We start from the raw sequence: 26,008 nt of genomic DNA on the forward strand, positions 1-26,008 counted from the left end.
GGTGAAGATGGTTACTTGCCCTGGAACCGGGGCGAACGCTTCTCGGCGAAGGCGTCGACGCCCTCCTGCCAGTCCTCGGTGGTGGAGCAGGTGAAGACCGCGTCCAGCTCCTGCTGGAGCTGGCTCTCCAGGCCGGTATCGCTGCCCTGGTTGACCAGCCGCTTGAGCATGGCGATGGAGACCGGCGCCTGCCCGGCCAGCTGGCCGGCCAGGCGGCGGGCCTCGTCGAGCAGGGCGTCACCGGTCCAGCTGGCCGTCGCCAGGCCGATGCGGGCGGCCTCCTCGCCGTCGATGCGCCTGCCGGTGAACAGCAGCTGGCGCGCCATGTTGAGGCCGACCAGCTGGGGCAGGATCTTGGAGACGCCGCCGCCCACGCAGGTGCCGATGCTGGTCTCGGGGAAGCCGATCTGGGCCTCGTCGGCCATCAGGATGAAGTCGCAGGCAACCGCCATCTCGGCCCCGGCGCCCAGGGCATAGCCGTTGACCGCGGCGATCACCGGTTTCTTCAGCCGAAGGATCGCCTCGCAGACATCGTTGCCGAGCCGCAGGTACTGGCGCCGCTGGAACGGCGAGCGCTTGGCGCTGCCGTGCTCCTTCATGTCGGCGCCGACGCAGAAGGCCCGGCCCTCGCCGGTGAGGATCACGGCATGGACATCGACGTCGGCGGAGGCCACGGCCAGGGCATCGAGCAGCTCGGTGTAGAGTGTCTCGACCACCGCATTGAGGCGGTGCGGGCGGTTGAAGCGGATCTCCAGCACCTGGTCGTGGCGGCGGGTGATCAGGGTCGCGTAGTCGGGCTTGGGGGTGGCGTGGGGCATGCGGGTCTCGGCGGTAACGGACGAAGGGACGGCAACCGGAACAAACGTGTCATTTTTTCCTCGAGAAAGGCACGCCTGTTGTGGCCGCATGCTAGACGAAGGTCATGTGTCGGGTCAACACACACGTGCCATTATCTATTGGCATGGGATACGTTTGTTTCACCCATCCATCGTCCCCATGGGTTACAATGCGTCCTGCGCTTGCGCGGTCATGACAGGAATCAGGTGAGGAGAACAGTGTGCTGGAACAGGAGACCCGGCGTCCCGAGGCCCCCCTGGACGGCGCCGCCCGGCTGGATGCCGTCAACCAGCAACTCGCCGAGGCCTACCCGGAACTAAGCCCACAGCTCAAGCTGGCCGCGGGTTATGTGCTGGAGCATCCGGTCGAGATCGCCTTTCAGTCGATTCGCAAGTCGGCCGCCGCCGCCTGCGTTACCCCCTCGACCCTGATGCGCCTGGCCAAGCGGCTGGGCTTCGAGAGCTACGAGCAGTTCCGCGAGGTGTTCCAGTCGGCGGTGCAGGCCGGCCCGGTGGAGCTCTCGGGGCGAGCCAGCCACCTGCGCAGCCTGGCCAGCCAGACCGACGACCAGGTGTTCCTCGACGTCGGCGATGCGGCCTTCGACAACATCGGCCGGCTGTTCACCGCCGACAACCAGTCCCGGGTACGCGAGGCCGCCCGCCTGCTGCTGGGGGCCGGCAAGGTCGCGGTGGTGGGCTTCCGCGATACCTTCGCCTGCGCCTACCACTTCGCCTATGTGGGGCGCATCGCCATGCCCAACATCCACCTGGTCCGCGGCCTGGAGGGAGGGCTGCTCACCGAGCTCGCCCCCTTCGGCGAGGGCGACGTGGTGGTCGCCTTCGGCTTCGAGCCCTACTGCGCCGAGACCATCCGTGCGCTGGAACTCACCCGGGAGGCGGGCGTCAGCGCCATCGTGGTAACCGACACCATGCGCTCGCCGCTGGTGCCCGGGGCGAGCATTACCTTCAACGTGACCAACGCCACGCCCCACTTCTTCCCCTCGATTCTTTCGGCGATCACCCTGATCGAGGTGCTGCTGGCCGAATGCGTGGCCTTCGGCCCCGACGACCTGGTCGACAACGTGGCACGCTTCGAGTCGCGGATGCGGGAGATGGGCGCCTACGTCGATATCGAGTAGCTGGAAGCTGGAAGCTGGAAGCTGGAAGCTGGAAGCTGGAAGCTGGAAGCTGGAAGCTGGAAGGCAGCCTGTCGCCACCAATCCCTGTATCAAGGTCTTTCTTCTAGCTTCCAGCCGCGAAGCGGCGCTCTTCCAGCTTCAAGCTCCCGGCGAAGCCGGGTTCAAGGTATCAGGATGGTGGAGCCGATGGTCCGGCGTCCCTGCAGGGCCTCCTGGGCCTTCCCCGCTTCCGCCAGCGGATAGCGCTGGGCGATGTCGACCTTGACCTTGCCGCTCTCCAGCATCTCGAAGAGCTCGGCGGCCATCGTCTCCAGGCGTTCGCGGGTGTCGGCGTAACCGTTGAGGCTCGGCCGGGTGACGAACAGCGAACCCTTCTGGTTGAGGATGCCGATGTTCACGCCCTCCACCGGGCCCGAGGCGTTGCCGAAGCTGACCATCAGCGCCCGCGGCTTGAGGCAGTCGAGCGAGGTCTCCCAGGTGTCCTTGCCCACCGAGTCGTAGACCACGTCGCACCTCTCGCCACCGGTCAGCTCGCGTACCCGCTCGACCACGTTCTCCTTCGTGTAGTCGATGGTGGCCCAGGCACCGTTGCGCTTCGCCAGTTCCGCCTTCTCGGGAGAGCTCACGGTGCCGATCAGCTTGACGCCCAGTTCCCGCGCCCACTGGCAGGCGATGGAACCGACGCCGCCGGCGGCGGCGTGGAAGAGGATCGTTTCGCCGCCCTCGAGCCGACGCGTCTGGCGCAGCAGGTACTGCACGGTCAGCCCCTTGAGCATGCAGGCCGCCGCGGTCTCGAAGTCGATGGCATCGGGCAGCACCACCACCTTGGCGGCGGGCAGGGTGTGCCGCTCGGCGTAGGCGCCCAGCGGCCCCTGGGCGTAGGCGACCCGGTCCCCCGGCTTGAGGTGGCTGACCCCCTCGCCCACCGCCTCGACCACGCCGGCGCCTTCGGTCCCGAGCCCCGAAGGCAGCGACGGTACCGGGTAGAGGCCGGTCCGGAAGTAGATGTCGATGAAGTTCAGGCCGATGGCCCGGTTCGCGACCCGGACCTCGCCCGGCCCCGGCTCGGCTGGCGCGACGTCGGCGAACTCGAGCACCTCGGAACCGCCGGTGCGGGCAAACTGGATGCGCTTGGCCATGGGATGCTGTCCTGTGTATCGGGATGCTTAGGGAAGCACTGCACAAATGTCTGCGCGAGCGAATCGCTGCGTTGCGCGGTGCGCGGAATCCTCACATATACCGCATATGCTCCGGTTCCTGTGCTCCGTACGCCTTGCGCTTCATCTCGCTCGCCGATTTGTTCAGCGCTTCCCTCGCATTCGGGTTAGGGCCCTTTATCCAAACGCCGATGGCTCCGGGGGTCAAGTCAGGGGCCGATCCGTCGAGATCAGGCCCCGGAGGTTAAGGACGCCAACCCCTCGACGAAGGCCCGCTTCTCCGCCTCGAAGAAGCGAGCGTCGTGCTTGAAGCGGCGCAGCACCTCCTGCTCGTCGAAGGACAGCGTCGGCTTGAGTTCACCGGGCAGGGTCGCCGGATGCCGGCCGGACAGCCCCACGCGCTGGCCGCAGGCATCCTCGACCCAGCGCGAGATGCCGCACTCGCGCAGGAACGCCTCGTCGAGGTCATCCGTCGGCTCGACCCGCAGCGGCGCATTCAGCGCCAGCTCGCGAATCAGCCGCCGCCGGGGCTCGCGGCTCTCCACGAGAGACGCGCTCAGCGCCAGCGTCATGCCGTCGCCGGCCTCGTCGAGCACCAGCAGGGCCAGTGACAACGGCGCCTCGTCGTTGTCCACCAGCGCCCACAGCCGTGCCGCCTCGTTGGCAAACAGCAGGTGTCGCGTGCCACTGAACGCCACCAGGGGCGTCAAGCCCGCGGTCGTGCCGTGCACCGCCGCACACAACCGGGCCAGGCAGGCATCGCGCCGTTCGCCCGGCTCGAGACTCACCACCTTCATCGTCATCCCCCCGTGCCTGTAGACAGTCGCGCGAAGGCTAGCATATTCCTTCCGGCGACAGCCTGGCATATCGTGCAGTGACATCCTGCCGTCACCCCCGTGCAGTATGATCCCAGGCCGACCGAACAAGGAAGCGACGTCCATGCCACACCCCGCCATCGCCCTGCCCCGCCTGATGGCCCACCGCGGCCTCTCGGCCCATGCTCCGGAGAACACCCTGGCCGCCGTGCGGGCCGCCTTCGAGGCCGGTTGCACCTGGGTGGAGCTCGATGTGCAGTTGCTCGGCGACGCCACCCCGGTGATCTGGCACGACGCCACCGTGCGACGTTGCTCCGACGGGCGTGCACGGCTGGCCGACCTGGACTGGCCTCGCGCTCGCAGGCTGGACGCGGGCAGCTGGTTCGGCGACCGCTACCGTGGCGAGCCCATGGCCACGTTACGCGAGATGCTGGAGTTGCTCGACGAACTCGGCATGGGCCTCAACCTGGAGCTCAAGGTCACCCGCGGCCGCAATGCAGCGGCGCTGGTCGACAGTGTAGTGCCGACCCTGCTCGATGCCCTGCCCCCGGAGCGGCTGATTCTCTCCTCCTTCCACGATGGCGCCCTGGCCCGCGCCCGGGAGCTGGCCCCCCCGTCGCGGCTGGCCCTGGGCGTGCTGTTCGAGGGCATCTCCCGCGACTGGCGCTCGCGCTGCGAGGTGGTGGACGCCTACAGCGTGCATGCCGACTGGAAGCGGCTCAGCCGACGCGGTGCCCGAGCGGTGTGCGAGGCGGGCTATCGCCTGCTCTGCTACACCGCCAACGATCCCACGGCCTTCGCCCACCAGTGGGCCTGGGGGGTGGAGAGCGTGATCAGCGACGACCCGGCGTGTTTCGCCGGTCATCTGCCCGACGCCTGAGCCGCTCCGGAGCCCGGGGTCGACTGCATCACCGCGATGCCAGTAGACGTTCGATCCCCACCATGTCGAGGCACGCCTCCAGGGCATCGGCCAGCCGGTCGAGCTCGGCGAGGCGGTGGACGGCGTAGTCCACCGCCCCGCCCTCGCCGCCCAGGCCGCAGCGCGCCAGCAGCGCCGTGCAGGCCTCGGGGCGGTCGAACAGGCCGTGCAGGTAGGTGCCCATGACCTGGCCATCGTCGCTGACCGCGCCGTCCGGTCGCCCCTCCAGCTCGCAGAAGGGTCGCTCCAACGCAAGCCCCTCGCTGACGCCGTTGTGGATCTCGTAACCGGCGATAGGCTCCCCCTCCGACAGCAGGCGGCCCTCGACGTTGAGCAGCTGCTTGCCGGCCACCATGCGGGTGGTCATCGCCAGCAGGCCGAACCCCGGCGTGGAGCCGGCCGGCCCCTCGAGCCCCTCCGGGTCGTCGATCACCGTGCCCAGCATCTGGAAGCCGCCGCAGATGCCCAGCACCCTGCCGCCGAAGCGCAGGTGGCGCCGGATCGCGGTCTCCCAGCCCTGGCGGCGGAGCCAATCGAGGTCACTGCGGGTGCTCTTGCTGCCCGGCAGGATGAGCAGATCCGCCGGCGGGATGGGCTGGTTCGGTCCGACGAAGGTGAGCGCCACGCGCGGGTGCAGGCGCAGGGGGTCGAAGTCGTTGTGGTTGCTGATGCGCGGCAGCGCCGGGACCACGACGTGCAGCGCCGGCTCGCCCTCTTCCCGCCCCTCGCGGCCGATGCTGTCCTCGGCATCCAGCAGCAGCCCCGGCAGATAGGGCAGCGTGCCCATCACCGGCCTGCCGGTGCGCTGCTCGAGCCAGTCAAGGCCCGGCTGCAGCAGCGCCATATCGCCGCGAAAGCGGTTGATCACGAAGCCCCGGGTACGCGCCCGTTCGGAGGCCGAGAGCAGTTCCAGGGTGCCCACCAGCTGGGCGAAGACACCGCCGCGGTCGATGTCCCCCACCAGCAGCACCGGGCAGTCGACGGCCTCGGCGAAGCCCATGTTGGCGATGTCGTTGGCACGCAGGTTGATCTCCGCCGGGCTCCCGGCACCCTCGGCGATGACGACGTCATGGCGGCTCGATAGCGCCTGCCAGGCGGCCATCACCGCGGCCTTCGCCTCACGCTTGTAGGCGTGGTAGTCCAGGGCAGCCATATGACCCTGCACCCGGCCACGCAGGATCACCTGGGCGCCGCGGTCGCTCTCGGGCTTGAGCAGCACCGGGTTCATGTCGCTATGCGGCGCCACCCCGGCCGCCAGCGCCTGCAGCGCCGTGGAGCGGCCGATCTCGCCGCCATCCACCGTCACCGCGCTGTTGAGCGCCATGTTCTGCGGCTTGAACGGCGCCACCGACACCCCGCGCCGCGCCAGCACCCGACACAACCCCGCCACCACGGTGCTCTTGCCCGCATCCGAGGTGGTGCCCTGGATCATCAGTGTTGCCATGCTCGTTGCCGTCCCCTTGCCGTTGGTGGATTGCCCGCCGCCCCAAAGTGACACTATAGTATCACTTGCCACTCCCGAGACGGAGATTCCCATGAAAGTCGAGCTGGTGACCAATCTTAAACGCCAGGCCACCAAGATCCTGGCAGAACTGCACGACTCCAAGGAGCCGGTGCTGATCACCGAGCATGGCCAGCCCTCCGCCTACCTCGTCGATGTGGAAGACTACGAGTTCATGCAGCGTCGCCTGGCACTGCTGGATGGCTTGTCTCGAGGGGAACGGGCAGCTCTGGAGGGACGGACCTACTCCCAGTCGGAGGCGAAAGAGAAGCTGGGCAAATGGCTGAAGTAACCTGGACGGAACCCGCCCTCTCCGACCCGGAGGCCATTGCCGACTATATCGCCCTGGATAACCCCGACGCCGCCCGCAAGCTGGTGACAGCGGTCTTTGCCGCCACCGAACGCCTCGAGACCTTCCCTGGATCAGGCCGCACGCCCCCGGAACTTCCCGATTCCGTCTACCGGGAGGTCGTAGTGCCACCTTGCCGGGTCTTCTACCGCCAGGACGCCGATAGCGTGCTGATACTCCATGTCATGCGCGAGGAAAGACAGCTCAGGACCTATCTCTTGGGCTGACTACGAATCCACGCCTGCAAGCACCCGGCGCAACCCGCCACCACCGAGCTCTTGCCCGCATCCGGGGTGGTGCCCTGGATCATCAGTGTCGCCATGCATTACGTCTCGCCCCAGCCGGTACGCCCTTTGGAATAGCGAGACTCTACCCACCCGCCCTACTGCCCGCAATCCGAGGGGGAATGGCCTGCCACAATCAGTCGCCACACAATCTCCCGATGGATAGTCAACCAACGGAGAGACACGACTACGTCAGATTGACTTATCCTGCTGAATAAGACACGTTGATTCGGCCCATGCCGTCATCAGTTAGTCGCTATTCATTGGAGAATGACATGGAGCCGGTCATCCAGGAAGAAACATCGGGTTGCGGAATTGCGGCGAGCGCTGCCCTGGCGGGCGTTTCCTACCCCGAAGCCAAGCGGGTAGCCAACGGCCTGGGGATTCATGCCGAGGACAAGGCATTATGGTCTGATACTGAGCATGTCCGAACCCTCCTCTCGGCCTTTCAAATATCCATATCGCCTACGGAATCTCCATTCGAGTCCTGGAAGGCTCTGCCGGACAAGGCCTTGCTTTCAATAAAATGGCGTATGGAAGGAGACAAGCCATTCTGGCATTGGGTGGTGTTTGTCAGGCAAGGCGAACGCTCCTTCGTACTGGATTCCAAGAAGAGCCTGACATCACATATCCGACGGGATCTTTGGCGAATGAAACCCAAGTGGTATATCGAGGTGTATGATGACTACGGCACAGCATAGGGATGGGCCTGCCCTGCAGATCAACCTTCTCGTCTTGCGCTGCAAGGAGTTGGAGGCAAGCAAGCGGTTCTATGAGCTACTGGGCTTTCGCTTCTTGAAGGAGCGGCATGGAGACGGACCTATCCATTACGCCTCGCAGGATGCAGGGATGGTGTTCGAGCTATATCCGCTGTTCGAGAATGAAGCGGTGGACAATACACGGCTCGGCTTCATCATTCCGGATCTCGAAAAGGTTCTCTCGCACCTGGAGATTGCGAATCGGCATAAAATCGCCGGCAGGGAGGTCTACATCGTCCAGGATCCCGACGACAGGAAAATCGAGCTAATGGAGCGGACAACACAACCATCAGTTTCGTCGCTAGCGTCTTCAGCTGCTTCGAACCGGGCCATGTATCAGACGTAAGCCCTGATCAATCTTTCGAGGTGAGCATGCAAGGAAGCTGTCTTTGTGGTGTCGTAACGTATGAGGTCGATCGGCTCGATATGCCGATCGGGCACTGCCACTGTCGCACCTGCCAGAAGGCGCATGCCGCGGCCTTTGCGACCACCGCCGGCGTCGAGCGACAGCACTTTCGCTGGACAGCCGGTGAGCGACACCTCTCCCACTACGAGTCGTCAGCTGGTAAGCGACGCTGGTTCTGTTCGGTATGTGGTACTCACCTGATGGCGGAGCGAGCGGGACAGCCCCACCTCATCCTTCGGGTTCCGACACTGGACGAAGACCCTGGGATGCGCCCGACCGTCCATCTCTGGCGATCACATGACGTACCCTGGTTGGCGCATGGGGACGAGCTTCCGTCATATGACGAATGGCCGCCAGGGAGATAGAAATTGGACCGCTCCCCCCCCTGACCGCAAGCTTGCGATCCCCCTGACTCTCGCGTCCTGGTGACCCGCCTTCACGGCCCCGCCACCACCGAGCTCTTGCCCGCATCCGGGGTGGTGGCCCGAATCATCAAAGTGGACAATGACTTCCATCAACTGCTGTCATGTCGAGCGTCGATCGCCCGCTTCAAGGGAGTACTGGCCAGTGGCTCGCCCCAGCCATTGCCATGCACCCGCGCGGCCAGCGGCAGGCGTTGCCGCCAACCGGCGCGGGCGAGTTCCGGCCGGTCGAGGAAGTCGCCGACATAGCCCAGGCAGAGGTAGGCAAGCGGGTAGACCGACGCCGGCAGCGACAACACCTCGGCCAGTTCGGCCGGGTCGAGGATGCTGACCCAGCCGACCCCGATGCCTTCGGCCCGGGCCGCCAGCCACAGGTTCTGGACCGCCAGGCAGGTGCTGAACAGGTCCGTCTCGACGATGCTGTGCCGACCCAGCACGTGCTCGCCGCCACGCTCCCGGTCGCAGGTGATGCACAGGTTGAGCGGGCTCTCCAGGATGCCCTCCAGCTTGAGGCGGCGGTAGAGCATCCCGCGCGCCCCGGCATGGCATTCGGCCGCCCTGGCGTTCTCACGCTCGAAGATCCGATGCACCCGTTCGCGCACCTCGAGGCTGTCGATCACCAGGAAGTCCCAGGGCTGCATGAAGCCCACCGAGGGCGCGTGGTGGGCAGCCTCCAGCAGGCGCGCCAGCACCTCGGGCGGGATGGGATCCGGCAGGAACTGGGCGCGCACGTCCCGGCGCTCGTGGATGGCCCGGTAGACGCCGGCCCGCTGTGCTTCGGGGAAGGCGTGGTCGGGTCGCCCGCTCTGCTCTGCCATGCGGCTCTCTCCTGGAAATGTCATTGATGCTCGTGGCCCCGACGAAGCTGTCTAAGCACGTCTGTCACAACTCGACGAAAGCGATGAGCTGTTCCGGCGCTCATCTCGCGGGACGTTCGGAAAGGCGCTTTAAAGCTCGATCCCCTTCTGGGCCTTGACCCCCTGCTCCTTGAAGGCGTGCTTGACCACCTTCATCTCGGTGACGGTATCGGCCAGCTCGACCAGCGGCTCGGGGGCATGGCGGCCGGTGACGATCACGTGCTGCATCACCGGGCGGGCCTGGAGGTCGTCCAGTACCCGGTCGAGGTTCAAGTACTCGTGGCGCAGGGCAATATTGAGCTCGTCGAGCAGCACCAGGTCGTAGCTGTCGTCGGCCAGCATCCGGCTTGCCTCGGCCCAGGCGGCCTCGGCGGCACGGATATCGCGCTCGCGGTCCTGAGTGTCCCAGGTGTAGCCCTCGCCCATGACGTGATAGTCCACGCCCGGCAGCTGGCGGAAGAAGGCCTCCTCCCCGGTCTGGAACTTGCCCTTGATGAACTGCACCACCCCCACCTGCATGCCATGGCCCAGGGCGCGAGCGAGCATGCCGAAGCCGGAGCTGCTCTTGCCCTTGCCGGGGCCGGTGAGCACCAGCAGCACGCCCTGATCCTTGTCGGCGGCGGCGATGCGCTCGTTCATGATCTTCTGCTTGTGGGCCATGCGCTCGGCATGGCGCTGGGGATCGACCTTCTTCATTTCACTCTCCTGCGGTGTCGATAGGGCTATTCGATTGGCTCGGCAGCAGCGGCGCCCGGGCCAACAAGTAGGCGTCCATGATCCAGCCATGCTGCTCGCGCAGGGCGGAGCGGCGCTCGAGGATCGACGGGGCCACGTCAGCCAACCAGCCGTCGAGCAGGCTTTGCTTGTCCATGCCCAGGTAGGCGCCCCACCAGATGTAGAGGCCTTCGGGAGGCAGCGCCTCGAAGGCGCCTCCGCTGTCGAGCATGACTGCGACGCTGGCGGCATCGCCGGGCCAGCCGCGCTCACGCAAACGCCGCCCCGTGGTGATCAGGACCGGTTCGGCGAGCGCATTGAGGGGGATGCGGTGCTCGGCGGTCAGGACCTGCAGGCTGGTGATTCCCGGTACTATCTCTACCTTCAGGTCCACCTCGACCGCCCGGCCGGCGGTGCTTTTCATACAGCTTTTCATACAAGATCGGAGCCGCCCGGCGATGCGCAGGCTGCTGTCGTACAGCGACGGGTCACCCCAGATCAGCATGCCGACCCGTCCGCCCTGCGGCAGATGAGTCTCCATGAGCCCGGCCCAGACACGCGCGATCGCCCCGTGCCAGTCGTCCACCGCGCCCAGGTAATCGGCGCGGGCATCGCGTCGAGGCAGATCGAACTCCACGACCCGGGTCCGTGACGGATCGTCCAGGAGGTTCCGGCACAGCAGCCGGCGCAGGTCGACCAGGTCCGACTTGGCTTCCCCCTTGCGTGGCAACAGGATGAGGTCCGCCTCATTGAGCGCCCGCACGGCAGCCAGGGTGACATGATCGGGATTGCCCGTACCGATGCCGATCAGCGAGAGCTGGATCATGCGTCGCCTCCCATGTCTTCTGCGGTACCGGCAAAGGGCGAGTCCGCCGACTGGGGCCGAAAGCGACGATCATAGCCGACCGAATACAGGCAGCTTTCCTGGAAATCCTCACTTTCCAGAACGGGTCCCACCAGGATCAGTGCCGTCCGCTGCATGCGCTCGTCGACTCGGGATGCCACCGTCGACAAGCGCCCCCGGACCACCCGTTCATCGGGCCAACTGGCCCGCCAGACGATGGCGACCGGACAATCGGCACCGTAGAACGGCACCAGGTCTTCCACCACCTGGGCCAGGTGATGAATGGAAAGGTGAATCGCCAGGGTGGCACCGGTTTTCGCGAAGTGGGCCAGGGTTTCGCCGCCCGGCATGGCGCTGGCACGCCCCGGTGTGCGGGTCAGCACCACGGATTGCGCCACCCCCGGCAGCGTCAACTCTTGTCCCAGGGTGGCGGCCGCCGCGGCGAAGGACGGCACGCCCGGGGTAATGGCATAGGGAATGTCCCGCTCGCGCAGCCGGCGCAACTGTTCCCCCATGGCGGACCACACCGACAGGTCTCCGGAATGCAGTCGGGCCACGTCCAGGCCTGCGGCATGGGCGCTACGCATCTCGTCGATGATCTCATCCAGGGACAGAGGCGCCGTGTTGAGGATCCGGGCGCCTTCCGGGCAATGCTCGAGTACCTGTTCGGGTACCAGCGACCCCGCGTAGAGGCACACGGGGCAGGAGGCGATGAGATCCCGCCCCCGCAATGTCAGGAGATCCGGCGCACCGGGGCCGGCGCCGATAAAGTGTACCGTCATGCTGTCTCTCCCAGAGGGGCTCGCGCCACCGCCGCGGTGGCCAGTCGGTCATTCGAAATCAGCCGCGGCCCGAGCAATGCCGCACCGGGACCCGCCGCCAACAGGGCGACGGCCTCGGCGACGCTCCCCGTGCCCCGGGCCCGCCAACTGTACCTGGAGCGGGTGAGGGTGGTGGCCGTCGGCAGGGCGGCGTCGGCCACGGCGATCACCGCGAGCCCCCGGGCTTGGCCCAATGCCTCAACCAGCGGCCACATCGTCTGGGTCGCGGCCAGCCGGTCAACGGCACCGTAGTGTTCGTGGAGCCGATCCAGCGCATCAATCAGCGACGCCAGCAGCGCCCCTCGGCGAAAGCCGAAACCCGCCACTATCATCGAATCACCCGCCATTGCACGATGGGGTAGCTGGCCTTCCAGCCCCGCCGCGTGCCGATGGGAGCGGCGGCCGCCAGCTCGAGACGCAGCAGCTCACCGCCGGCCACCTGCTGCCAGTGAGCCAGCAAGGCCTCGGATTCCAGGGTCACCGCATTGGCCACGAGGCGAACGCCAGCCGGCAGACGCCGCCAAAGAGCTTCCAGCAGCGTTTCCGATAGCCCGCCCCCGATGAATACCGCGTCGGGCGGCGGATGATCGCTCAGCATCTGATCACTCAGTACGTCGGGGGCGCTCCCCTCCACCACCTCGAGCCAGTCGACGCCCAGCATTCGTGCATTGCGACGCGCCCGCGCCGCCCGCTCACTGGCACGCTCAAAGGCCACGGCCCGGTTGTCCGGGTGGGCCAGCAGCCACTCGATGGCAATCGAGCCCGACCCCGTGCCGATATCCCACAGCCGCTCCCCCGGTGCCGGGGCCAAGGCGGCCAGCGTCATGGCGCGAACGGTCTGCTTGGTGATCTGGCCATCGTGCTCGAACCATTCGTCCGGCAGGCCAGGTGTCAGCGGCAACGCCGGCCCATCACCGGCCACCACCAGGCCCACCGCGACCGGGTGGCGGATATCGCTAGGCAGGGCGGCATCTGCCCGCACGCTGCGGATGCGCTCGCCATCACCGCCCAGCGATTCCAGCACATGCAGCCGAGACGAGCCGAAACTGCAGCGCACCAGCAACGCCGCCAGTTCGGCCACCGCTTCCCCATCCCTCAGCAGCACCAGCAAGCGCCTTCCGCGATGCAGATATGGCCGGATGCGCGTCAGGGGTTTGGCATGCAGCCCCAGGCACGGGCAGCCCTCCAGCGACCAGCCCAGCCGCGACGCCGCCAGGCTGAAGGTGGATGGCGATGGCAGGGCCTGCCATTCTTCGATGCGCACATGACGCGCCAAGGTGGTGCCTGCCCCGAACCAGAACGGGTCGCCGGAAACCAGCATGACGACCCGGCGGCCGCGCTCGGCCAACAGTTGGGGGAGTCCGTCCGCGAATGGCACCGGCCATTCCCGCACCTCGGCAGCCAGAGGCGGCAACAGGCGCAGGTGGCGACTTGCGCCAAACACCACCTCGGCACCTTCCAGCGCGTCGCGGCTTGCCGGTGTCAGCCCCTTTGTGCCACCCTCGCCCCAGCCTAGAATCGTCAGCCAGGGAGCGTCGTTAACGTCAGCCACCATCTGAGTCCCAGAAAGGAGATGAGCTGTTCCGGCGCCAAGCCTCCGCGAGGGCGCTGTAAACCCCTCCATGGGCGCTACTTTTGCCATCCATGGCAAAAGACCCTCGCTGCGCCTTGTCCCCGGCGCTCATCTTGCCAACAGCTTGAATGGGAAAGGAGCTCAAGAAGCCCCAATGAAAGTCCTGATCCTGGGGGGCACCTCTGAAGCCAGCGCCCTGGCCCGCGCCCTGGCCGAACGATCGATCCCTGCCCTGTTCAGTTATGCCGGTCGAGTAAGCACTCCCAAACCGCAGCCGTTGCCCACCCGCGTCGGCGGTTTTGGCGGGGTGGAGGGCCTGGCCGCCTTCCTGGCGGACAAGCGCATCACCCATCTGGTCGACTCCACCCACCCCTTTGCCGAACGAATGAGCCGCAACGCCGTATCGGCGGCGCAGCGAAGCGGCATCCGCTTCATCGCCCTGACCCGGCCCCCCTGGGAGCCGATGGCCGGCGATCGTTGGCAACGGGTCGCCAGTGTCGACGCGGCGGTGAGCGCCCTGGCCGGTCCGCCGCAGCGGGTGCTGCTGGCGATCGGGCGCATGCATCTCGCCGCCTTTGCGGCACGGCCCCAGCACCACTACCTGCTGAGGCTGGTCGACGGACCCGAGGCCCCACCGCCCTTGCCCCGTCACAGTGTGACCATCGACCGTGGTCCCTTCACGCTGGACGGCGACCTGGCCCTGCTCCGGGAACATGGCGTCGAGCGCCTGGTGTGCAAGAATTCCGGCGGCAATGGCGCGGTGTCCAAACTCACCGCCGCCCGGCAACTGGGCCTGCCGGTGGTGATGATCGAGCGGCCGGCTCTCCCGCCGCGCCAGGAAGCCCATTCCGTCGACGCGGTCCTGGCCTGGCTCGGTCATAACTCCGACCCTGACGCCGAGCGCGGCGTATAAACCCACGGCTGCCCATCGCGCTCGATGCGGCGCGTCTGACTGGACCCCACCATCACCAGGGTGCGCATATCGGCCATTTCCGGCTCCGCCTCGGCCAGGGTCGTGATCCGAACGGATTCCTCCGGCGTGGAGACGGCCCGCGCGAACACGATCAGGCGCCCTGGCCCGCAGGCCTCCCGCAACACCTGCAAGGCGCGTGCGAACCCCTCCGGCCGCGCCCGGGAGCGGGGGTTGTAGAACGCCATGGCAAAGTCGGCCTCCGCGGCCAGCCGCAAGCGCTTCTCGATCAGGGCCCAGGGTTTGAGGTTGTCGGACAGGTTGATACAACAGAAATCATGTCCCAGCGGCGCACCTACGCGCGCACTGGCGGCCAGCATGGCGGAGATGCCCGGCAACACCTGGATGTCCAGCGCGCGCCACGTATGCTCTCCCGCCTCCAGCGCCTCGAAGATGGCCGCGGCCATGGCGAACACGCCAGGGTCACCCGATGAGACGATCACCACTCGACGGCCGTTGGCGGCCATCCGAAGCGCCTGTTCCGCCCGCCGGATTTCCTCGCGATTGTCCGAGCCGTGGCACGTCAGTCCCGGCCGCGGCGGCACCCGCTCGACATAGGGCACATAGCCCACTACATCGGTGGCATCCGCCAGCGCGGCAGACACTTCCGGTGTGACCATCACCTCGGCGCCCGGGCCCAGGCCGGCGACTTTCAGCCAGCCCCTCATGGTCGCCTCCCGTGGCCGTGGATCACCAGGATGGAAAAGTACGGGACGCTATCGCCGGCTTCGCGGAACGGCAGTATCCGCTCCTGCGGCATGGTGGCGTATTCGATCAGCCAGGCCTCCCCTTCTCGGCCAGCCCGGGCCAGCGCCCGCCTGAGCTTGTCCAGATTGCGTCCGATCTTCATCACCACCAGGGCGTCGGTCTGCGAGATGCGCTCGACCAGCGTCGCCTCCGGCAGTGTGCCCATCAGCACGGTCATGATGTCATCGCCCCAGGTCACCGGCTGCCCGGTGGCGGTCCAGGCGGCGGACATGCCCGTGATGCCGGGCACCACCGATACCGGCACCCGCCCCTGCAGGCGCGTATACAGGTGCATGAAAGAGCCGTAGAAAAACGGATCGCCCTCGCACAGCACCACCACATCGTGGCCCGCGTCAGCGATCTCGGTCAGTCGTGCGACGTTTCTTTCATAGAAGGCCGCCAGCAGCTCGTTGTAACGGGGGTCGTCGAACGGAATCTCGGTGGTGACCGGGTATTCCATCGGCAGTTCGGTAGCCTCGGCCGCCACCAGGCCTTCCACGATGCTGCGGGCATGGCCGGTTCGGCCCTTCTTGCGAAAATAGGCGACATGCGACGCCCCGCGGATCAGTCGATCCGCCCTGACGCTCATCAGATCCTGGCTGCCGGGCCCAAGGCCGACCCCGTAAATGGTTCCCTGCTTCATTCGCTACGATCCGCTATGGCATTGATGGCGGCCACCGTCACCGCACTGCCGCCGAGTCGACCGCGCACGATGCAGCAGGGTACCGAGGCGCTCTCCCAGAGGGCGTCCTTCGCCTCGGCCGCGCCCACGAAACCCACCGGACAGCCGATGATGGCCGCCGGGCGCGGGCAATCCGGCGCTTCCAGCATGTTCAACAGGTGGAACAGCGCGGTCGGCGCATTGCCGATCGCCACCACCGCACCGTCCAGGTAAGGTCGCCAGAGTTCCACGGCCGCTGCCGAGCGAGTGTTGGCCATGTCCCGGGCCAGGCCGGGTACCCGCTCGTCGTGCAGGGTGCAGATGATGGCGTTGTCCGTCGGCAGGCGCTTGCGGGTAATGCCCTCGGATACCATGCGCGCGTCACACAAAATCGGCGCGCCCTGCTCCAGCGCCTGCCGAGCCCGGTTCACCGCGTCGCCGCGGAAATGGAGGTGCGAGGCAAGCCCCACCAATCCGGCGGCATGGATCATGCGCACGGCCACCGGCTCTTCCTCCTCCGAGAAGCGCTCCAGTTCGGCCTCGCGACGGATGATGGAAAAGGACTCCCGGTAGATGGCCGGTCCGTCCGTTTCATAGACGTGAGGCATATCTTTTCTCCAAATGGACTAAAAGCTTCTTTCTCAACCGCGAGCTTTCCCGGCGCCAAGCCTTCGCGAGGGCGCTGCAAGCCTTTCCATGGGCACTACTTTTGCCATCCATGGCCGCCTTGTCCCCGGCACTCATCTTCCCGGACGTCTGGAAATGAGTTCTACAACCTCGGCTTCGCTGAGGCCGGTCGCAACCGGCGTACCATCGGCGCAACCGCCGACGATCAGGTCGAAGCCTCCGGCCCGCCCGGCCAGGCATAGCTCGGCGGGGGTCTGGCTGGCGCAGCCCTTGGCACAACCGGACACATGCACGCTGCCCTCGACCCGGCCTGCCAGTCGTTCGGCCAGGCCCAGCGTCTCGACACTCGCCTGTTCGCAATGGGGGGCGCCCGGACACGCTTGCATGGCCAGGCGCGGATCGTTTTCATCGTTCAGCAGGCCAGCGACCGACGCCGCCCCTGCGCATGCGGCGCCTTCTCCAGCCCCTTCCACCAGCAGGCGCCGCCAGGGCGTCACCCGCACGGCGGTTACCGCGGTTGGTTCGATCGCGGCACGCAGTGCCGAGGCCGGCGCCCGTCCAAACGGCAGGCCAACGACCCGGCCCCGGACATGGTGGCCCAGCGCTGGGCGGGGGCCGGCCTCGGCGGGCCGAATCGAGGCCGGCGCCCAGGATGGCAGTGGCGTCCGATGCCGTCGCATCCGTCCGGCCTGGCCTCCACCGCTGGCGACGAACCAGTGCGTCAGCCGCACCAGGTGCTCGACGGCGGCAGCGACCGAGTCCACGGGGGTGCCCAGCGCACGTCCATCGGCCCGGACTAATAGGCCGCCCGAAGCCCGCGGCTGCAAGGTGCCCGGTGCCGACCGCTCGATGCGGAAGTCCGCGGATACCTCGCCCAGCACCGGCGCATCACCGACATCGATGGCGATGCCCATCTTGTCCGGCAGTTCCGGCATCTCACCAAGGCGGGCCTGCAGCAAGCGGGCCGCCTCATGCGTGGCGTCGCCCGCTTGCCAGTCCGGTGCCAGCAGCAGTTGGGGCCGGCGCTCGGCGTGCGGGTCCGGGTCGACCAGCCCATGCTCGACGAGGAAGTCCATCAGCCCTGGCCAGGTGGCTTCCGACACGCCGCGCAACTGCAGATTGGCGCGACTGGTGAGTTCGATCAGGCCGCTACCGAAAGTCTCGGCCGCGTCACATAGTGCCAGCATCTGGCTCCGGGTGAGTCGGCCCAGGCGGGGACGTACGCGGACCAGCAGGCCATCGCCGGTCGCCATGGGTCGCCATGCCCCGGGACACCAGCCCTTGATGCGAGCGTCAGCCGGCTTATCCATCTTATTCATCATGGGGCCCCTGTCTCCTTGGCCTCATCAATCTGCAGCAGCAGGTCCTGCAGGTCGGGGCCCTGTTGGCCGGGGTCCTGCCACATCCCCCGCTGGACGGCTTCCAGTAACCGCTCGGCCATCTCCTCCAGCGCCGCCGGGTTATGCTCGCGCAGGAACTGCTGGTTGCGGCGATCCAGTACCAGCGCCTCGGTGACCTGGGTGTACTGATAGTCGGCCACCAGATCGGTAGTGGCATCATAGGCAAACAGATAGTCCACCGTGGCGGCCATCTCGAAGGCGCCCTTGTAGCCGTGCTCCCGCATGGCGTTGATCCACTTGGGATTGAGCACCCGGGAACGAATCACGCGGGCCAGTTCCTCCTTGAGGGTACGAATCCGCGGATGCGCCGGGTTGGCGTGATCGGCGTGGTAGATGACCGGCGCTTGGCCACCGAGGGAACGACTGGCATTGGCCATGCCCCCCTGGAACTCGTAGTAGCCGTTCGAATCGAGGATATCGTGCTCGCGGTTGTCCTGGTTCTGCATCACCGCATCCAGACCCTTGAGCTGTCGTTCGAAGGCCCCCCGGGCGGCGATTCCGGATTCCGGGAATTGGCCGTAGGCGTAGGCACCGGCACCGAGGTAGGCCTCCGCCAGATCGTCCGCGGTGTCCCAGGCGCGGTTGTCGATGAGCCGGTTCAGGCCGGTGCCGTACTCGCCGGGCTTGCTGCCGAAGACCCGGTAGCTGGCCTCCCGGGCGGCTGCGTCGGGCGATAGCCCTTGGCGTTCGAGTTCCTGCCGGCGCTCCAGCACCGCCGCGCGGATGGTGTTGCCGTTGCCTGGCTCCTCGTACTCGGCGACCGCCTGCACCGCGGCATCGAACAGGCGGATGACATTGGGAAAGGCATCGCGGAAGAAGCCGGACACCCGCAGGGTGACGTCCACGCGGGGGCGCCCCAACAGCATGGCGGGAATCACCTCGACATCGATCACCCGCTGCGAGCCGAGCGACCAGACCGGCCGCACCCCCATCAGGGCGAAGGCCTGGGCGATGTCATCGCCGCCGGTACGCATGGTCGCGGTGCCCCAGATCGACAGCCCCAGCCGGCGCGGGTAGTCACCGTTGTCCTGCAGATAGCGCTCCACGAACGCCTGCGCCGATTTCTCGCCCAGGGACCAGGCGGCGGGTGACGGAATCGAGCGATTGTCCACGCTGAAGAAGTTGCGCCCGGTGGGCAGGGTGTCCAGCCGCCCGCGGCTGGGGGCGCCGCTTGGTCCAGCCGGCACGAAGACGCCGTTAAGTCCGTCCAGCAGCGACTGGATCTCCATCTCGGCGCCACGCTGCATGGCGACCCAGAGCCGTTCGCGGGCATAGCGACACTGCGCCGCGGTGGCCGGATAGTCACGGGCCAAGGTGGCCAGGCAGCCCGGCGCCAGGACGTAGTCGGTCACCAGCCGATGGGCGAGCCGTTCCAGACGCTCACGGGTATCGGCGCCGGTGCGCCAGGCGGACGCCTCCAGCTCGGTCAGGACCGGTGGCCTCGGGCCGGTCCAGGGTTCGGCCCCGGCCGTCAGGGGATCGAAGTGCCTGCCGTCTTCCTGCAATCCCAGGTCGTCGGCCAGGTTGTGCAACAAGCCGCGATGGGCCGGCCCTTCTCCGCGTGGCAGTCTCAGGATGGCGACCAGGGTCCCCGCCAGCTTGTCCTGCGGCGGCAGGGTGCCCAGCACGTGCAAGCCATGGCGGATCTGGGCTTCCTTGATATCGCACAGATAGGTGTCCAGCTCGTTGAGCAGGCACTCGTCATCCACGCTATCCGCACTATGGGCCAGCTCCTGGTCGATACCGGTGCGGCGCAGATGCTCCAGGATCCGCTCGCGCAGCAGCGCCTCACGCCGCGGATCCATGCTCAGGGCCTGGTAATACTCGTCGGTCAGGGCTTCCAGTTCCGCCATGGCACCGTAGAGCTCGGCACGGGCCAGCGGCGGCATCAGGTGATCGATGATGACGGCCTGGCTGCGGCGCTTGGCCTGGGCGCCTTCGCCCGGGTCATTGACGATGAACGGGTAGAAATGCGGCACCGGCCCCAGGGCGATCTCCGGCCAGCAATCGGCGCTCAGTGCCGTGCTCTTGCCCGGCAGCCATTCCAGATTGCCGTGTTTGCCGACGTGGACCACCGCCTCCACCCGGTAGTGATCGCGCAGCCAGAGATAGAACGCCAGGTAGCTGTGGGGCGGCACCAGTGCGGTATCGTGGTAGGTCTGGGTCGGGTCGTCGATGAAATCTCGTTCCGGCTGGATCCCGACGAAGGTCTCCCCCAGGCGGATCCCGGCGATCATCAGGCGGCCCTGGCGGCACTTGGGATCCTCCGACGGCGCCCCCCAGCGCCTGCATACCGCTTCTTGAAGTGCTTCCGGCAGGGTCTGGAACCACTGCAGGTAGTCGTCGAGCCCGATGCTCTGCCAGCAGCCGCGTTGGTCCAGGACGCGGTGATCATTGGTGACGGTGCCCTGCAGCAGCCGGATCAGGGCATCGCCGTCGTCCGGCACGTCGCTCACCGGATAGCCCGCCGCGGCCAGCGCCCGCAAAATCTCTATCGTCGATGCCGGCGTATCCAGGCCGACCCCATTGCCGATGCGGCCATCGCGATTGGGATAATTGGCCAGCACCAGCGCCAGGCGCTTGTCGGCATTGGGCGCCTGACGTAAACGACAGAATCGCCGAGCCAGCTTGGCGACGAAGGCGGCGCGCTCGGGATGCAGGGCGTGGCGGGTCACCGATAGCTGGCAGCGCTCGCTGTAGAGAGCTTCCGCCTTGAAACCCACCGCCCGAGTGATGATGCGTCCATCCATCTCCGGCAGGACCACCTGCATGGCCACGTCGCGGCTATGCAGGCCGGCCACCTTGGCGCTCCAGTCTTCCTCGGTGCTGCTCGCCAAAATGGCTTGAAGCACCACCGGCCGCCCGACGAAGAGGCTGTCGGGGACGTCGAGGGCGTCCAGGTCGTCCGGATTGCGGTTGACGGAAAACCCGGTGGTGTTGACCACCAGCATGGCGCCCGTCTGTTCGATCAGGTGATTGACGAAGGCGACGCAGGATTCCTCCTTCAGAGACGCCACGGCCACCGCCAGCGGCTCGAGCCCCTGGGCTCGCAGCGCCTCGATCAGGCCGTCCAGCACGGCGGTATTGGCGCCCTGCAGGTGACTCCGGTAGAACAGCAGCAGACACACCGGACGTTCGGGGACCTGACATTCTCGCCATTCGCTCAGGGTCGCGTCCTGTCGCCCTGACGACTGGGGTGTGGAGAGAGGTGCGTAGAGCAGTGCCGCGGGAATCGCCTTGGGTTCCTGCCAGTCCAGTGCCAACCCCAGACACTGCGCGCCGACGAAACGCAGTAACTGCTCGGCATTGTCCACCCCGCCCTCTCTCAGGTAGCGCCACACTCGGTGGGCCGACTCGAAAGGCACACTGGAATCCTCCAGCAAGGCGTCGTCCGGCTCGTCACTGCCCGGCACCAGGATCAGCTGGCGCCCCTGGCCGGCGGCCGCCCAGGCCAGTAGACGCTCGTGGCCGTATTGCCAGTAGGCGCTGCCCCCCATCAGCGAGACGATCACCAGACGCGCCTCTTCCAGCACACGATCCTCGTAGAGATCGTAGGCGGCGGGCTTGACCAGGTTCATCCAGTTCGCGAGCCGTACCGTCGGGTAACCATCCCCGACCGTCGAGACCAGCCGATCGACCGCCTGCGCCAGGGCCGACAGGCTGCTGTCGGCGGCTGACAGGATCACGATCTCGGCAGGGCTCTGCTGCAGGTCGACGATGCCCTCATCGTCGACGAAGCCCCCGGGCTTGGCGGCGAAAAGGTGCATCAGGTGGTCGTCGCGATCTCGGCGCTCGCCAGGGCCGCGTGCAGGTCATGGCCGTCCAGCGCCTTGCCGATGATGACAAGCTGGGTGCGGCGCGGCTCGTCCTGCCCCCATAGCCGGTCGAAATAGCCGTCCAGGCGCTCCCCCACGGCCTGGATCACCCGACGCATGGGCTTGCCCGGAATCGCCGCGAAGCCCTTGGCCCGATAGATCTCGTGGGTTTTCAGCAGCTGCTGGAGCCTGTCCGCCAGGGCGTCGCCATCGACTTCCCCCAGCCGGATCACGCAGGAATCGAAATGATCGTGCGCGTGGTCGTGATGCGCCCCCTCGGCATGGTGGCGATCGTGGTGGTTCGCGATGCGGTCGATGTTTTCCTCGCTCGCCGCGCCGATGCCCATGAGGGCTTCCAACTGGGACGTATCCGTGGCCCGAGTCTGGTTGATAAAAAAGCTCTGGTCGATAAACAGGGTCTTCACGGATTCCGGCACCCGCTGGGCCACCAGTGCTTCCACCCGCGCCTTGTCGGCCGGCTCGAGCAGGTCGGTCTTGCTGACCAGCACCAGGTCGGCCGCGCTCAGCTGGTCGTCCAGCAATTCACGCAGGCTGGGATCATGATCCAGGCTTTCGTCGGCCCGGCGCTGAGCCTCCACCTTGTCGACATCGCTCGCGTAACGACCAGCGGCGACAGCCGGCCCGTCGACCACGGTGATGATGGCATCGACGGTGCAATGCTGGCGCACCTCCGGCCAGTTGAACGCCTGGACCAGCGGCTTGGGCAAGGCCAGGCCGCTGGTTTCGATCAGGATGTGGTCGATGTCGTCCCGGCGGGCCACTAGCTTTTTCATCACCGGCAGGAATTCCTCTTCCACCGTGCAGCAGATGCAGCCATTCGCCAGCTCGTAGATGCCATTTTCTGAGAGACCTTTATCTAAGGAACCACCGTCCTCGCCGCCCTCTTCACAACCCAAGGCGCAGCCGCGCAGCAGGCTGGAATCGATATCCTGCTCGCCGAATTCGTTGACGATGACGGCGATGCGCTTGCCGGTGACCTGGCGCAGAATGCTCGCCAGCAGCGTGGTCTTGCCGCTGCCCAGGAAGCCGGTCACCACCGTGGCGGGGATCTTGTTCAGTCGCATCCGTTGGATTCCTCAATGTCGATGGTCTGGCGTGCCGACACCGGGCCCTGCCCGAACAGGCAGGCCACGGCGGCGGGATTGTCAGGGAAGAACAGGTGCAGGTAGGACGCCGTCAGCCGTCGCTGGCGATAGATGGCCTCCCCCGGCGCGGGATGGCGCTGGCGCCGCCCATGGGCGATTGGCGCGGGTGTGCCCTCCGCCACCGAGCGGTGATGGGCATGGCCACGGATCGGCCCCTCCGGCAGCTCGGCGGTCTGCATCCCCTGACAGCCTCGCCGCCCTCGCATGGCGCCATGCCCGGGCAGCAGGCCCAGCATGGCGTGGGCCCGATCGTCGTAGTCCGTCAGGGTTTCCAGGCAATAGAGCATGCCGCCGCATTCGGCGAGGATGGGCTTGTCCGCGGCGAAGAAGCGGCGGATGTCATCCCGCATGGCGGCATTCGCCGCCAACGGCGCGGCGTGGAGCTCAGGGTAGCCGCCTGGCAGCCAGAGGGCATCGCAGGGGGGCAGGCATCCGTCGGTCAGCGGCGAGAAGAAACGCAGTGTCGCTCCCATCCGCTCCAGCAGGTCCAGGTTGGCCTGGTAGATGAAGCTGAACGCCGCATCCCGCGCCACTCCTATGGTATGGCCGTGAAGGATGGTCTGGCCGTGAAGCGCGGGCGGTATCGCCGTGTGATTGTCGGGCACCGCGTCGAAGGCGACCGGCGGCAATTGCAGGAGTGCCTCCGCCAGCCCCTCGGCCAGCAGCGCCTTGGCACCGGCCTCGAAGCGGGTTTCCAGGTCCTCGCGGATCTCATCGGCCTGCACCAGCCCCAGGTGCCGTTCGGGCAGGGCCAGGGCCGCATTGCGCTCCACCGCCGCCAGCAGAGGAATGGCGGCCGGCAGCGCCGCGTCGATCAGTTCCCGGTGGCGCTGCGAACCGCAGGCGTTGGCGATCAGCCCGGCGATGCGGATATCGTCACGGAACCCCGCCAGGCCGGCCACCAGCGCCGCCGCGGTCTGGGCCATCCCTTTCACGTCCATGACGATGACCATCGGCAAGTCGAACAAGGCCGCGAGATCGGCGCTGGACGGTTCGCCATCGAACAGGCCCATGGCGCCTTCCACCAGGATGAGGTCCGCCTCGAGGGCGGCATCAAACAGGCGCTGCCGGCAATAGGCCTCGCCGGCCATCCACAGATCGAGCTGGTCGACCGGCTGGCCCGAAGCCTGAGCCAGCACCAGGGGATCCAGGTAATCCGGACCGGTCTTGAAGACCCGTACCACCTTGCCCTGGTTGCGCAGCATCCGGGCCAGCGCGGCTGTCACCGTGGTCTTGCCCTGCCCCGATGCCGGCGCGGCGATGAAGACCGCGGGACAGGCCGCCCGCGCCGGCCCCCGGCCTGCCTCCGTATCGGAACGGCCCCTGGCTCGAATCAAGGCGTGCTCGGTCATGCTGACTCCATCCCGGACAACGGCCGGTACAGGGCGCCCAGTTGCCGGGCGATGAGGGCCCCCCGCCCCCGCTTGACGGCAGCCTGCTCGGTATCCACGACGACACAGTCACCGAGTGACGGCAGGCCGGCCAGGGATTGCCGGGTGCGACCGTCGGTGATGAGGTAGGTCCGGACATGCAGGCCGGCGTCCTGTCGCCGCCATTGGCGAATCAGCCGCGCCGCCCGCAGGACGGCGTCGCGGATCGGTGTGCCACCGCCACCGCCCGCGGCATCGAGCCGGCTGAGCATGTCCTTGGGCGCGCGTCGCCGTGGCAGGATCGACGTGACGCCGTCATTGCCGAAGCCCAGGACCACGATCTGCTCCCGGGCGGCGTAGGCCTGGCGCGCCAGCCGGTCGACCAGGCCCTTGGCCCGGCCCAACAGACGTTGGCCCAGGGTGGACGCGGAGGTATCCAGCAGGATGACATGCAACACCGGCTGCCCGGTGCGGGCCTTGCGATAGCGCAGTTGTCGCCAGGGCCAGTGCCCCCGGTTGGCGATCAGGGTGCCGAACCAGTCCGGCTGCTTCGCCTCGGCATGCGCCCGGCGCTGCCCCGGCTGGTGCCCCCGGCGCACTCGCGAGGACGGCGGCGTCGATGGCGAGGGTGTCGCGGGAGTCCCAGCGGAGAGCTCCGGCAAATCCGCTATCGGCACCCTCACGCTTTGCTGTGTCACCGGGGGCATGGCGCCCCACTGCCCCTGGGCCTCCGAGGCAGCGGTGTGGTCGGGGGTGGCGGACGAAGCCTCCCTGTCGGCGCCGGAATCCCCCTTCCCCGGGGGAGGCGGCGGCGTTCCGGACGGCGGAGGTGGCGGGGTGTGGTGAGTCGTACGGCGATGCGCCAGGACCCAGGGCGCGACCGTCTCCAGGTCCTCCTGGCCCACCGTGTTCGCGCCTCGCCAGGCGGCATGCGCCTGGGCCGCACGATGCCAGGTCACATCCGCCCGCAGGCCTTCGACACCCGCGGCCTCGCAACGCACCGCGATATGCTCGTAGACCCAGGGCTCGGTGGTGATCTCGGCCAGCGCCCGCTGCGCTCGCCGGATACGCTGGGTCAGTGACGCCTGGACGGCCTCATGGTGCGCCACATAGGCCTGCGGGTCGCGGTCGAAGGCCTCTCGCTGCTGCACGATGGCAATCCGTTCCCGGACGCTCAGCGCCGCGTCCTGCTCGAGGCAGAGGCCGAAACGGTCGAGCAATTGGGGGCGCAGTTCCCCCTCATCCGGATTCATGGTGCCGATCAGGCTGAAGCGCGCAGGATGCGTATGGCTGATGCCGTCGCGCTCGACGATATTGATGCCGCTCGCCGCCACATCGAGCAGCAGGTCCACCAGGGTGTCCGGCAGCAGGTTGACCTCGTCGACATACAACACGCCGCCATCCGCCTTGGCCAGCAAGCCCGCGTGGAAGGTCGCCTCGCGCTCGGAAAGCACCCGTTGAAGGTCCAGGCTGCCGGTCAAGCGGTCCTCGCTGGCGCCCAGCGGCAGGGTGACGAACGGCGGCCGACGCCCCTCGGCGTCATCGGGAAGGATCGCCGCCAGCGCCCGCGCCAGGGTGGATTTGGCGCTCCCCCGTGGACCGCTGATCAGCACGCCGCCCACCCGGGGATTGATGACGTTGAGCAGTAAGGCGGTCTTGAGCGCCTCCTGGCCGACGACGGCGGCAAAGGGAAACTCACACACGGCGGGCATCATGGCCTCGCATGAAAGCGGCAAGAGACGTCAGGGCGATGGCACACGACCGCCTGGCCGGCAGCCGACAGGAACGGGAAGCTCGTTGGAAAGGAAAGAAAGGAATCGCAGACACACCCTAATCCCCGGTGCCCACCGCACCGCC

General features: G+C 67.2%; 26 protein-coding genes. 8 read left to right on the forward strand and 18 right to left on the reverse strand.

The genetic code is table 11. The annotated features are described in order from the left end of the window. Positions 1 to 11: 11 nt before the first annotated feature. Positions 12 to 818, reverse strand: coding sequence for an enoyl-CoA hydratase/isomerase family protein (locus CR157_RS02330; RefSeq protein ID WP_110281923.1), 807 nt, complete (start codon positions 816 to 818; stop codon positions 12 to 14). A 239-nt stretch (positions 819 to 1,057) separates the two neighbouring features. Between CR157_RS02330 and CR157_RS02335 the strand changes: the two genes are divergently transcribed. Continuing rightward, entirely contained in the window at positions 1,058 to 1,975 is a 918-nt protein-coding gene (locus CR157_RS02335; RefSeq protein WP_110281924.1) for a MurR/RpiR family transcriptional regulator, read from the forward strand. Between the two features lie 161 nt (positions 1,976 to 2,136). On the opposite strand, the gene CR157_RS02345 is transcribed toward CR157_RS02335, so the two are convergent. Both CR157_RS02345 and CR157_RS02350 read right to left on the reverse strand, forming a co-directional pair. Continuing rightward, positions 2,137 to 3,114, reverse strand: a complete 978-nt coding sequence (locus CR157_RS02345) for an NADPH:quinone reductase (protein WP_110281926.1) — start codon at positions 3,112 to 3,114, stop codon at positions 2,137 to 2,139. A 248-nt stretch (positions 3,115 to 3,362) separates the two neighbouring features. Then, positions 3,363 to 3,929, reverse strand: a complete 567-nt coding sequence (locus CR157_RS02350) for a hypothetical protein (protein ID WP_110281927.1) — start codon at positions 3,927 to 3,929, stop codon at positions 3,363 to 3,365. Between the two features lie 142 nt (positions 3,930 to 4,071). Between CR157_RS02350 and CR157_RS02355 the strand changes: the two genes are divergently transcribed. After that, positions 4,072 to 4,827, forward strand: a complete 756-nt coding sequence (locus tag CR157_RS02355; protein ID WP_110281928.1) for a glycerophosphodiester phosphodiesterase family protein — start codon at positions 4,072 to 4,074, stop codon at positions 4,825 to 4,827. 28 nt (positions 4,828 to 4,855) lie between these two features. Here the strand turns inward: CR157_RS02355 and CR157_RS02360 are convergent, their stop codons facing one another. Continuing rightward, on the reverse strand, positions 4,856 to 6,310 hold the full coding sequence (locus tag CR157_RS02360; RefSeq protein ID WP_110281929.1) for a cobyric acid synthase: 1,455 nt from the start codon (positions 6,308 to 6,310) through the stop codon (positions 4,856 to 4,858). 91 nt (positions 6,311 to 6,401) lie between these two features. Here CR157_RS02360 and CR157_RS02365 point away from each other — a divergent pair, with 91 nt between their 5' ends. The 5 genes from CR157_RS02365 (at position 6,402) to CR157_RS02385 (ending at position 8,529) form a co-directional block, all read left to right on the forward strand. Beyond that, entirely contained in the window at positions 6,402 to 6,659 is a 258-nt protein-coding gene (locus CR157_RS02365) for a type II toxin-antitoxin system Phd/YefM family antitoxin (protein WP_110281930.1), read from the forward strand. Continuing rightward, positions 6,647 to 6,943 carry a type II toxin-antitoxin system RelE/ParE family toxin gene (locus tag CR157_RS02370; RefSeq protein WP_110282794.1) on the forward strand — a complete coding sequence of 99 codons (297 nt, stop codon included), beginning with the start codon at positions 6,647 to 6,649 and terminating at the stop codon, positions 6,941 to 6,943. Before CR157_RS02365 ends, CR157_RS02370 begins: the two co-directional genes overlap by 13 nt. Positions 6,944 to 7,275: 332 nt before the next feature. After that, complete coding sequence (locus CR157_RS02375) at positions 7,276 to 7,701, forward strand: hypothetical protein (RefSeq protein WP_110281931.1); 426 nt, start codon at positions 7,276 to 7,278, stop codon at positions 7,699 to 7,701. After that, complete coding sequence (locus CR157_RS02380; RefSeq protein WP_110281932.1) at positions 7,682 to 8,104, forward strand: VOC family protein; 423 nt, start codon at positions 7,682 to 7,684, stop codon at positions 8,102 to 8,104. The genes CR157_RS02375 and CR157_RS02380 overlap by 20 nt, the downstream gene beginning before the upstream one ends. 26 nt (positions 8,105 to 8,130) lie before the next feature. After that, the gene (locus tag CR157_RS02385; RefSeq protein WP_110281933.1) at positions 8,131 to 8,529 is read left to right on the forward strand and encodes a GFA family protein; all 399 of its coding nucleotides are present in this window, start codon (positions 8,131 to 8,133) and stop codon (positions 8,527 to 8,529) included. Positions 8,530 to 8,678: 149 nt separating this feature from the next. On the opposite strand, the gene bluB is transcribed toward CR157_RS02385, so the two are convergent. From bluB to cbiE, 6 genes are all read right to left on the reverse strand, one after another. Continuing rightward, positions 8,679 to 9,404, reverse strand: coding sequence for a 5,6-dimethylbenzimidazole synthase (bluB, locus tag CR157_RS02390; RefSeq protein WP_110281934.1), 726 nt, complete (start codon positions 9,402 to 9,404; stop codon positions 8,679 to 8,681). A gap of 129 nt (positions 9,405 to 9,533) precedes the next feature. Then, positions 9,534 to 10,139 (reverse strand): cob(I)yrinic acid a,c-diamide adenosyltransferase, encoded by a 606-nt coding sequence (cobO, locus tag CR157_RS02395; RefSeq protein ID WP_110281935.1) that lies wholly within the window; start codon positions 10,137 to 10,139, stop codon positions 9,534 to 9,536. Between the two features lies 1 nt (position 10,140). Further along, positions 10,141 to 10,983 carry a precorrin-6A synthase (deacetylating) gene (gene cobF / locus CR157_RS02400; RefSeq protein ID WP_110281936.1) on the reverse strand — a complete coding sequence of 281 codons (843 nt, stop codon included), beginning with the start codon at positions 10,981 to 10,983 and terminating at the stop codon, positions 10,141 to 10,143. Continuing rightward, a complete protein-coding gene (gene cobM / locus CR157_RS02405) occupies positions 10,980 to 11,783 on the reverse strand; it encodes a precorrin-4 C(11)-methyltransferase (protein WP_110281937.1) in 804 nt (267 codons plus the stop codon). The genes cobF and cobM overlap by 4 nt, the downstream gene beginning before the upstream one ends. After that, positions 11,780 to 12,154 carry a cobalamin biosynthesis protein gene (locus CR157_RS02410; protein WP_110282795.1) on the reverse strand — a complete coding sequence of 125 codons (375 nt, stop codon included), beginning with the start codon at positions 12,152 to 12,154 and terminating at the stop codon, positions 11,780 to 11,782. The genes cobM and CR157_RS02410 overlap by 4 nt, the downstream gene beginning before the upstream one ends. Next, a complete protein-coding gene (cbiE, locus tag CR157_RS02415) occupies positions 12,151 to 13,377 on the reverse strand; it encodes a precorrin-6y C5,15-methyltransferase (decarboxylating) subunit CbiE (protein WP_110281938.1) in 1,227 nt (408 codons plus the stop codon). Before cbiE ends, CR157_RS02410 begins: the two co-directional genes overlap by 4 nt. 172 nt (positions 13,378 to 13,549) lie before the next feature. Here cbiE and CR157_RS02420 point away from each other — a divergent pair, with 172 nt between their 5' ends. Then, entirely contained in the window at positions 13,550 to 14,308 is a 759-nt protein-coding gene (locus CR157_RS02420) for a cobalt-precorrin-6A reductase (RefSeq protein ID WP_110281939.1), read from the forward strand. Here the strand turns inward: CR157_RS02420 and cobJ are convergent. The 8 genes from cobJ to CR157_RS02460 form a co-directional block, all read right to left on the reverse strand. Continuing rightward, on the reverse strand, positions 14,272 to 15,033 hold the full coding sequence (gene cobJ / locus CR157_RS02425) for a precorrin-3B C(17)-methyltransferase (protein WP_110281940.1): 762 nt from the start codon (positions 15,031 to 15,033) through the stop codon (positions 14,272 to 14,274). The two genes, CR157_RS02420 and cobJ, sit on opposite strands and share 37 nt — an antisense overlap. Further along, entirely contained in the window at positions 15,030 to 15,755 is a 726-nt protein-coding gene (locus CR157_RS02430) for a precorrin-2 C(20)-methyltransferase (RefSeq protein WP_110281941.1), read from the reverse strand. Before CR157_RS02430 ends, cobJ begins: the two co-directional genes overlap by 4 nt. After that, complete coding sequence (locus CR157_RS02435; protein ID WP_110281942.1) at positions 15,752 to 16,381, reverse strand: precorrin-8X methylmutase; 630 nt, start codon at positions 16,379 to 16,381, stop codon at positions 15,752 to 15,754. The genes CR157_RS02430 and CR157_RS02435 overlap by 4 nt, the downstream gene beginning before the upstream one ends. 132 nt (positions 16,382 to 16,513) lie before the next feature. Beyond that, positions 16,514 to 17,722: a cobalamin biosynthesis protein CobG gene (locus CR157_RS02440; RefSeq protein WP_258364041.1), complete on the reverse strand. Its 1,209-nt coding sequence runs from the start codon at positions 17,720 to 17,722 to the stop codon at positions 16,514 to 16,516. Beyond that, positions 17,719 to 21,567, reverse strand: a complete 3,849-nt coding sequence (gene cobN, locus CR157_RS02445) for a cobaltochelatase subunit CobN (protein WP_110281943.1) — start codon at positions 21,565 to 21,567, stop codon at positions 17,719 to 17,721. The genes CR157_RS02440 and cobN overlap by 4 nt, the downstream gene beginning before the upstream one ends. After that, positions 21,567 to 22,700, reverse strand: a complete 1,134-nt coding sequence (gene cobW, locus CR157_RS02450) for a cobalamin biosynthesis protein CobW (protein WP_110281944.1) — start codon at positions 22,698 to 22,700, stop codon at positions 21,567 to 21,569. Before cobW ends, cobN begins: the two co-directional genes overlap by 1 nt. After that, positions 22,691 to 24,133, reverse strand: coding sequence for a cobyrinate a,c-diamide synthase (locus tag CR157_RS02455; RefSeq protein WP_110281945.1), 1,443 nt, complete (start codon positions 24,131 to 24,133; stop codon positions 22,691 to 22,693). Before CR157_RS02455 ends, cobW begins: the two co-directional genes overlap by 10 nt. Next, entirely contained in the window at positions 24,130 to 25,863 is a 1,734-nt protein-coding gene (locus CR157_RS02460; protein WP_258364042.1) for an AAA family ATPase, read from the reverse strand. The genes CR157_RS02455 and CR157_RS02460 overlap by 4 nt, the downstream gene beginning before the upstream one ends. Positions 25,864 to 26,008 lie beyond the last annotated feature (145 nt).

Origin of the sequence: Halomonas sp. LBP4 (assembly GCF_003202205.1) — a bacterium.
Taxonomy (GTDB): domain Bacteria; phylum Pseudomonadota; class Gammaproteobacteria; order Pseudomonadales; family Halomonadaceae; genus Halomonas; species Halomonas flagellata.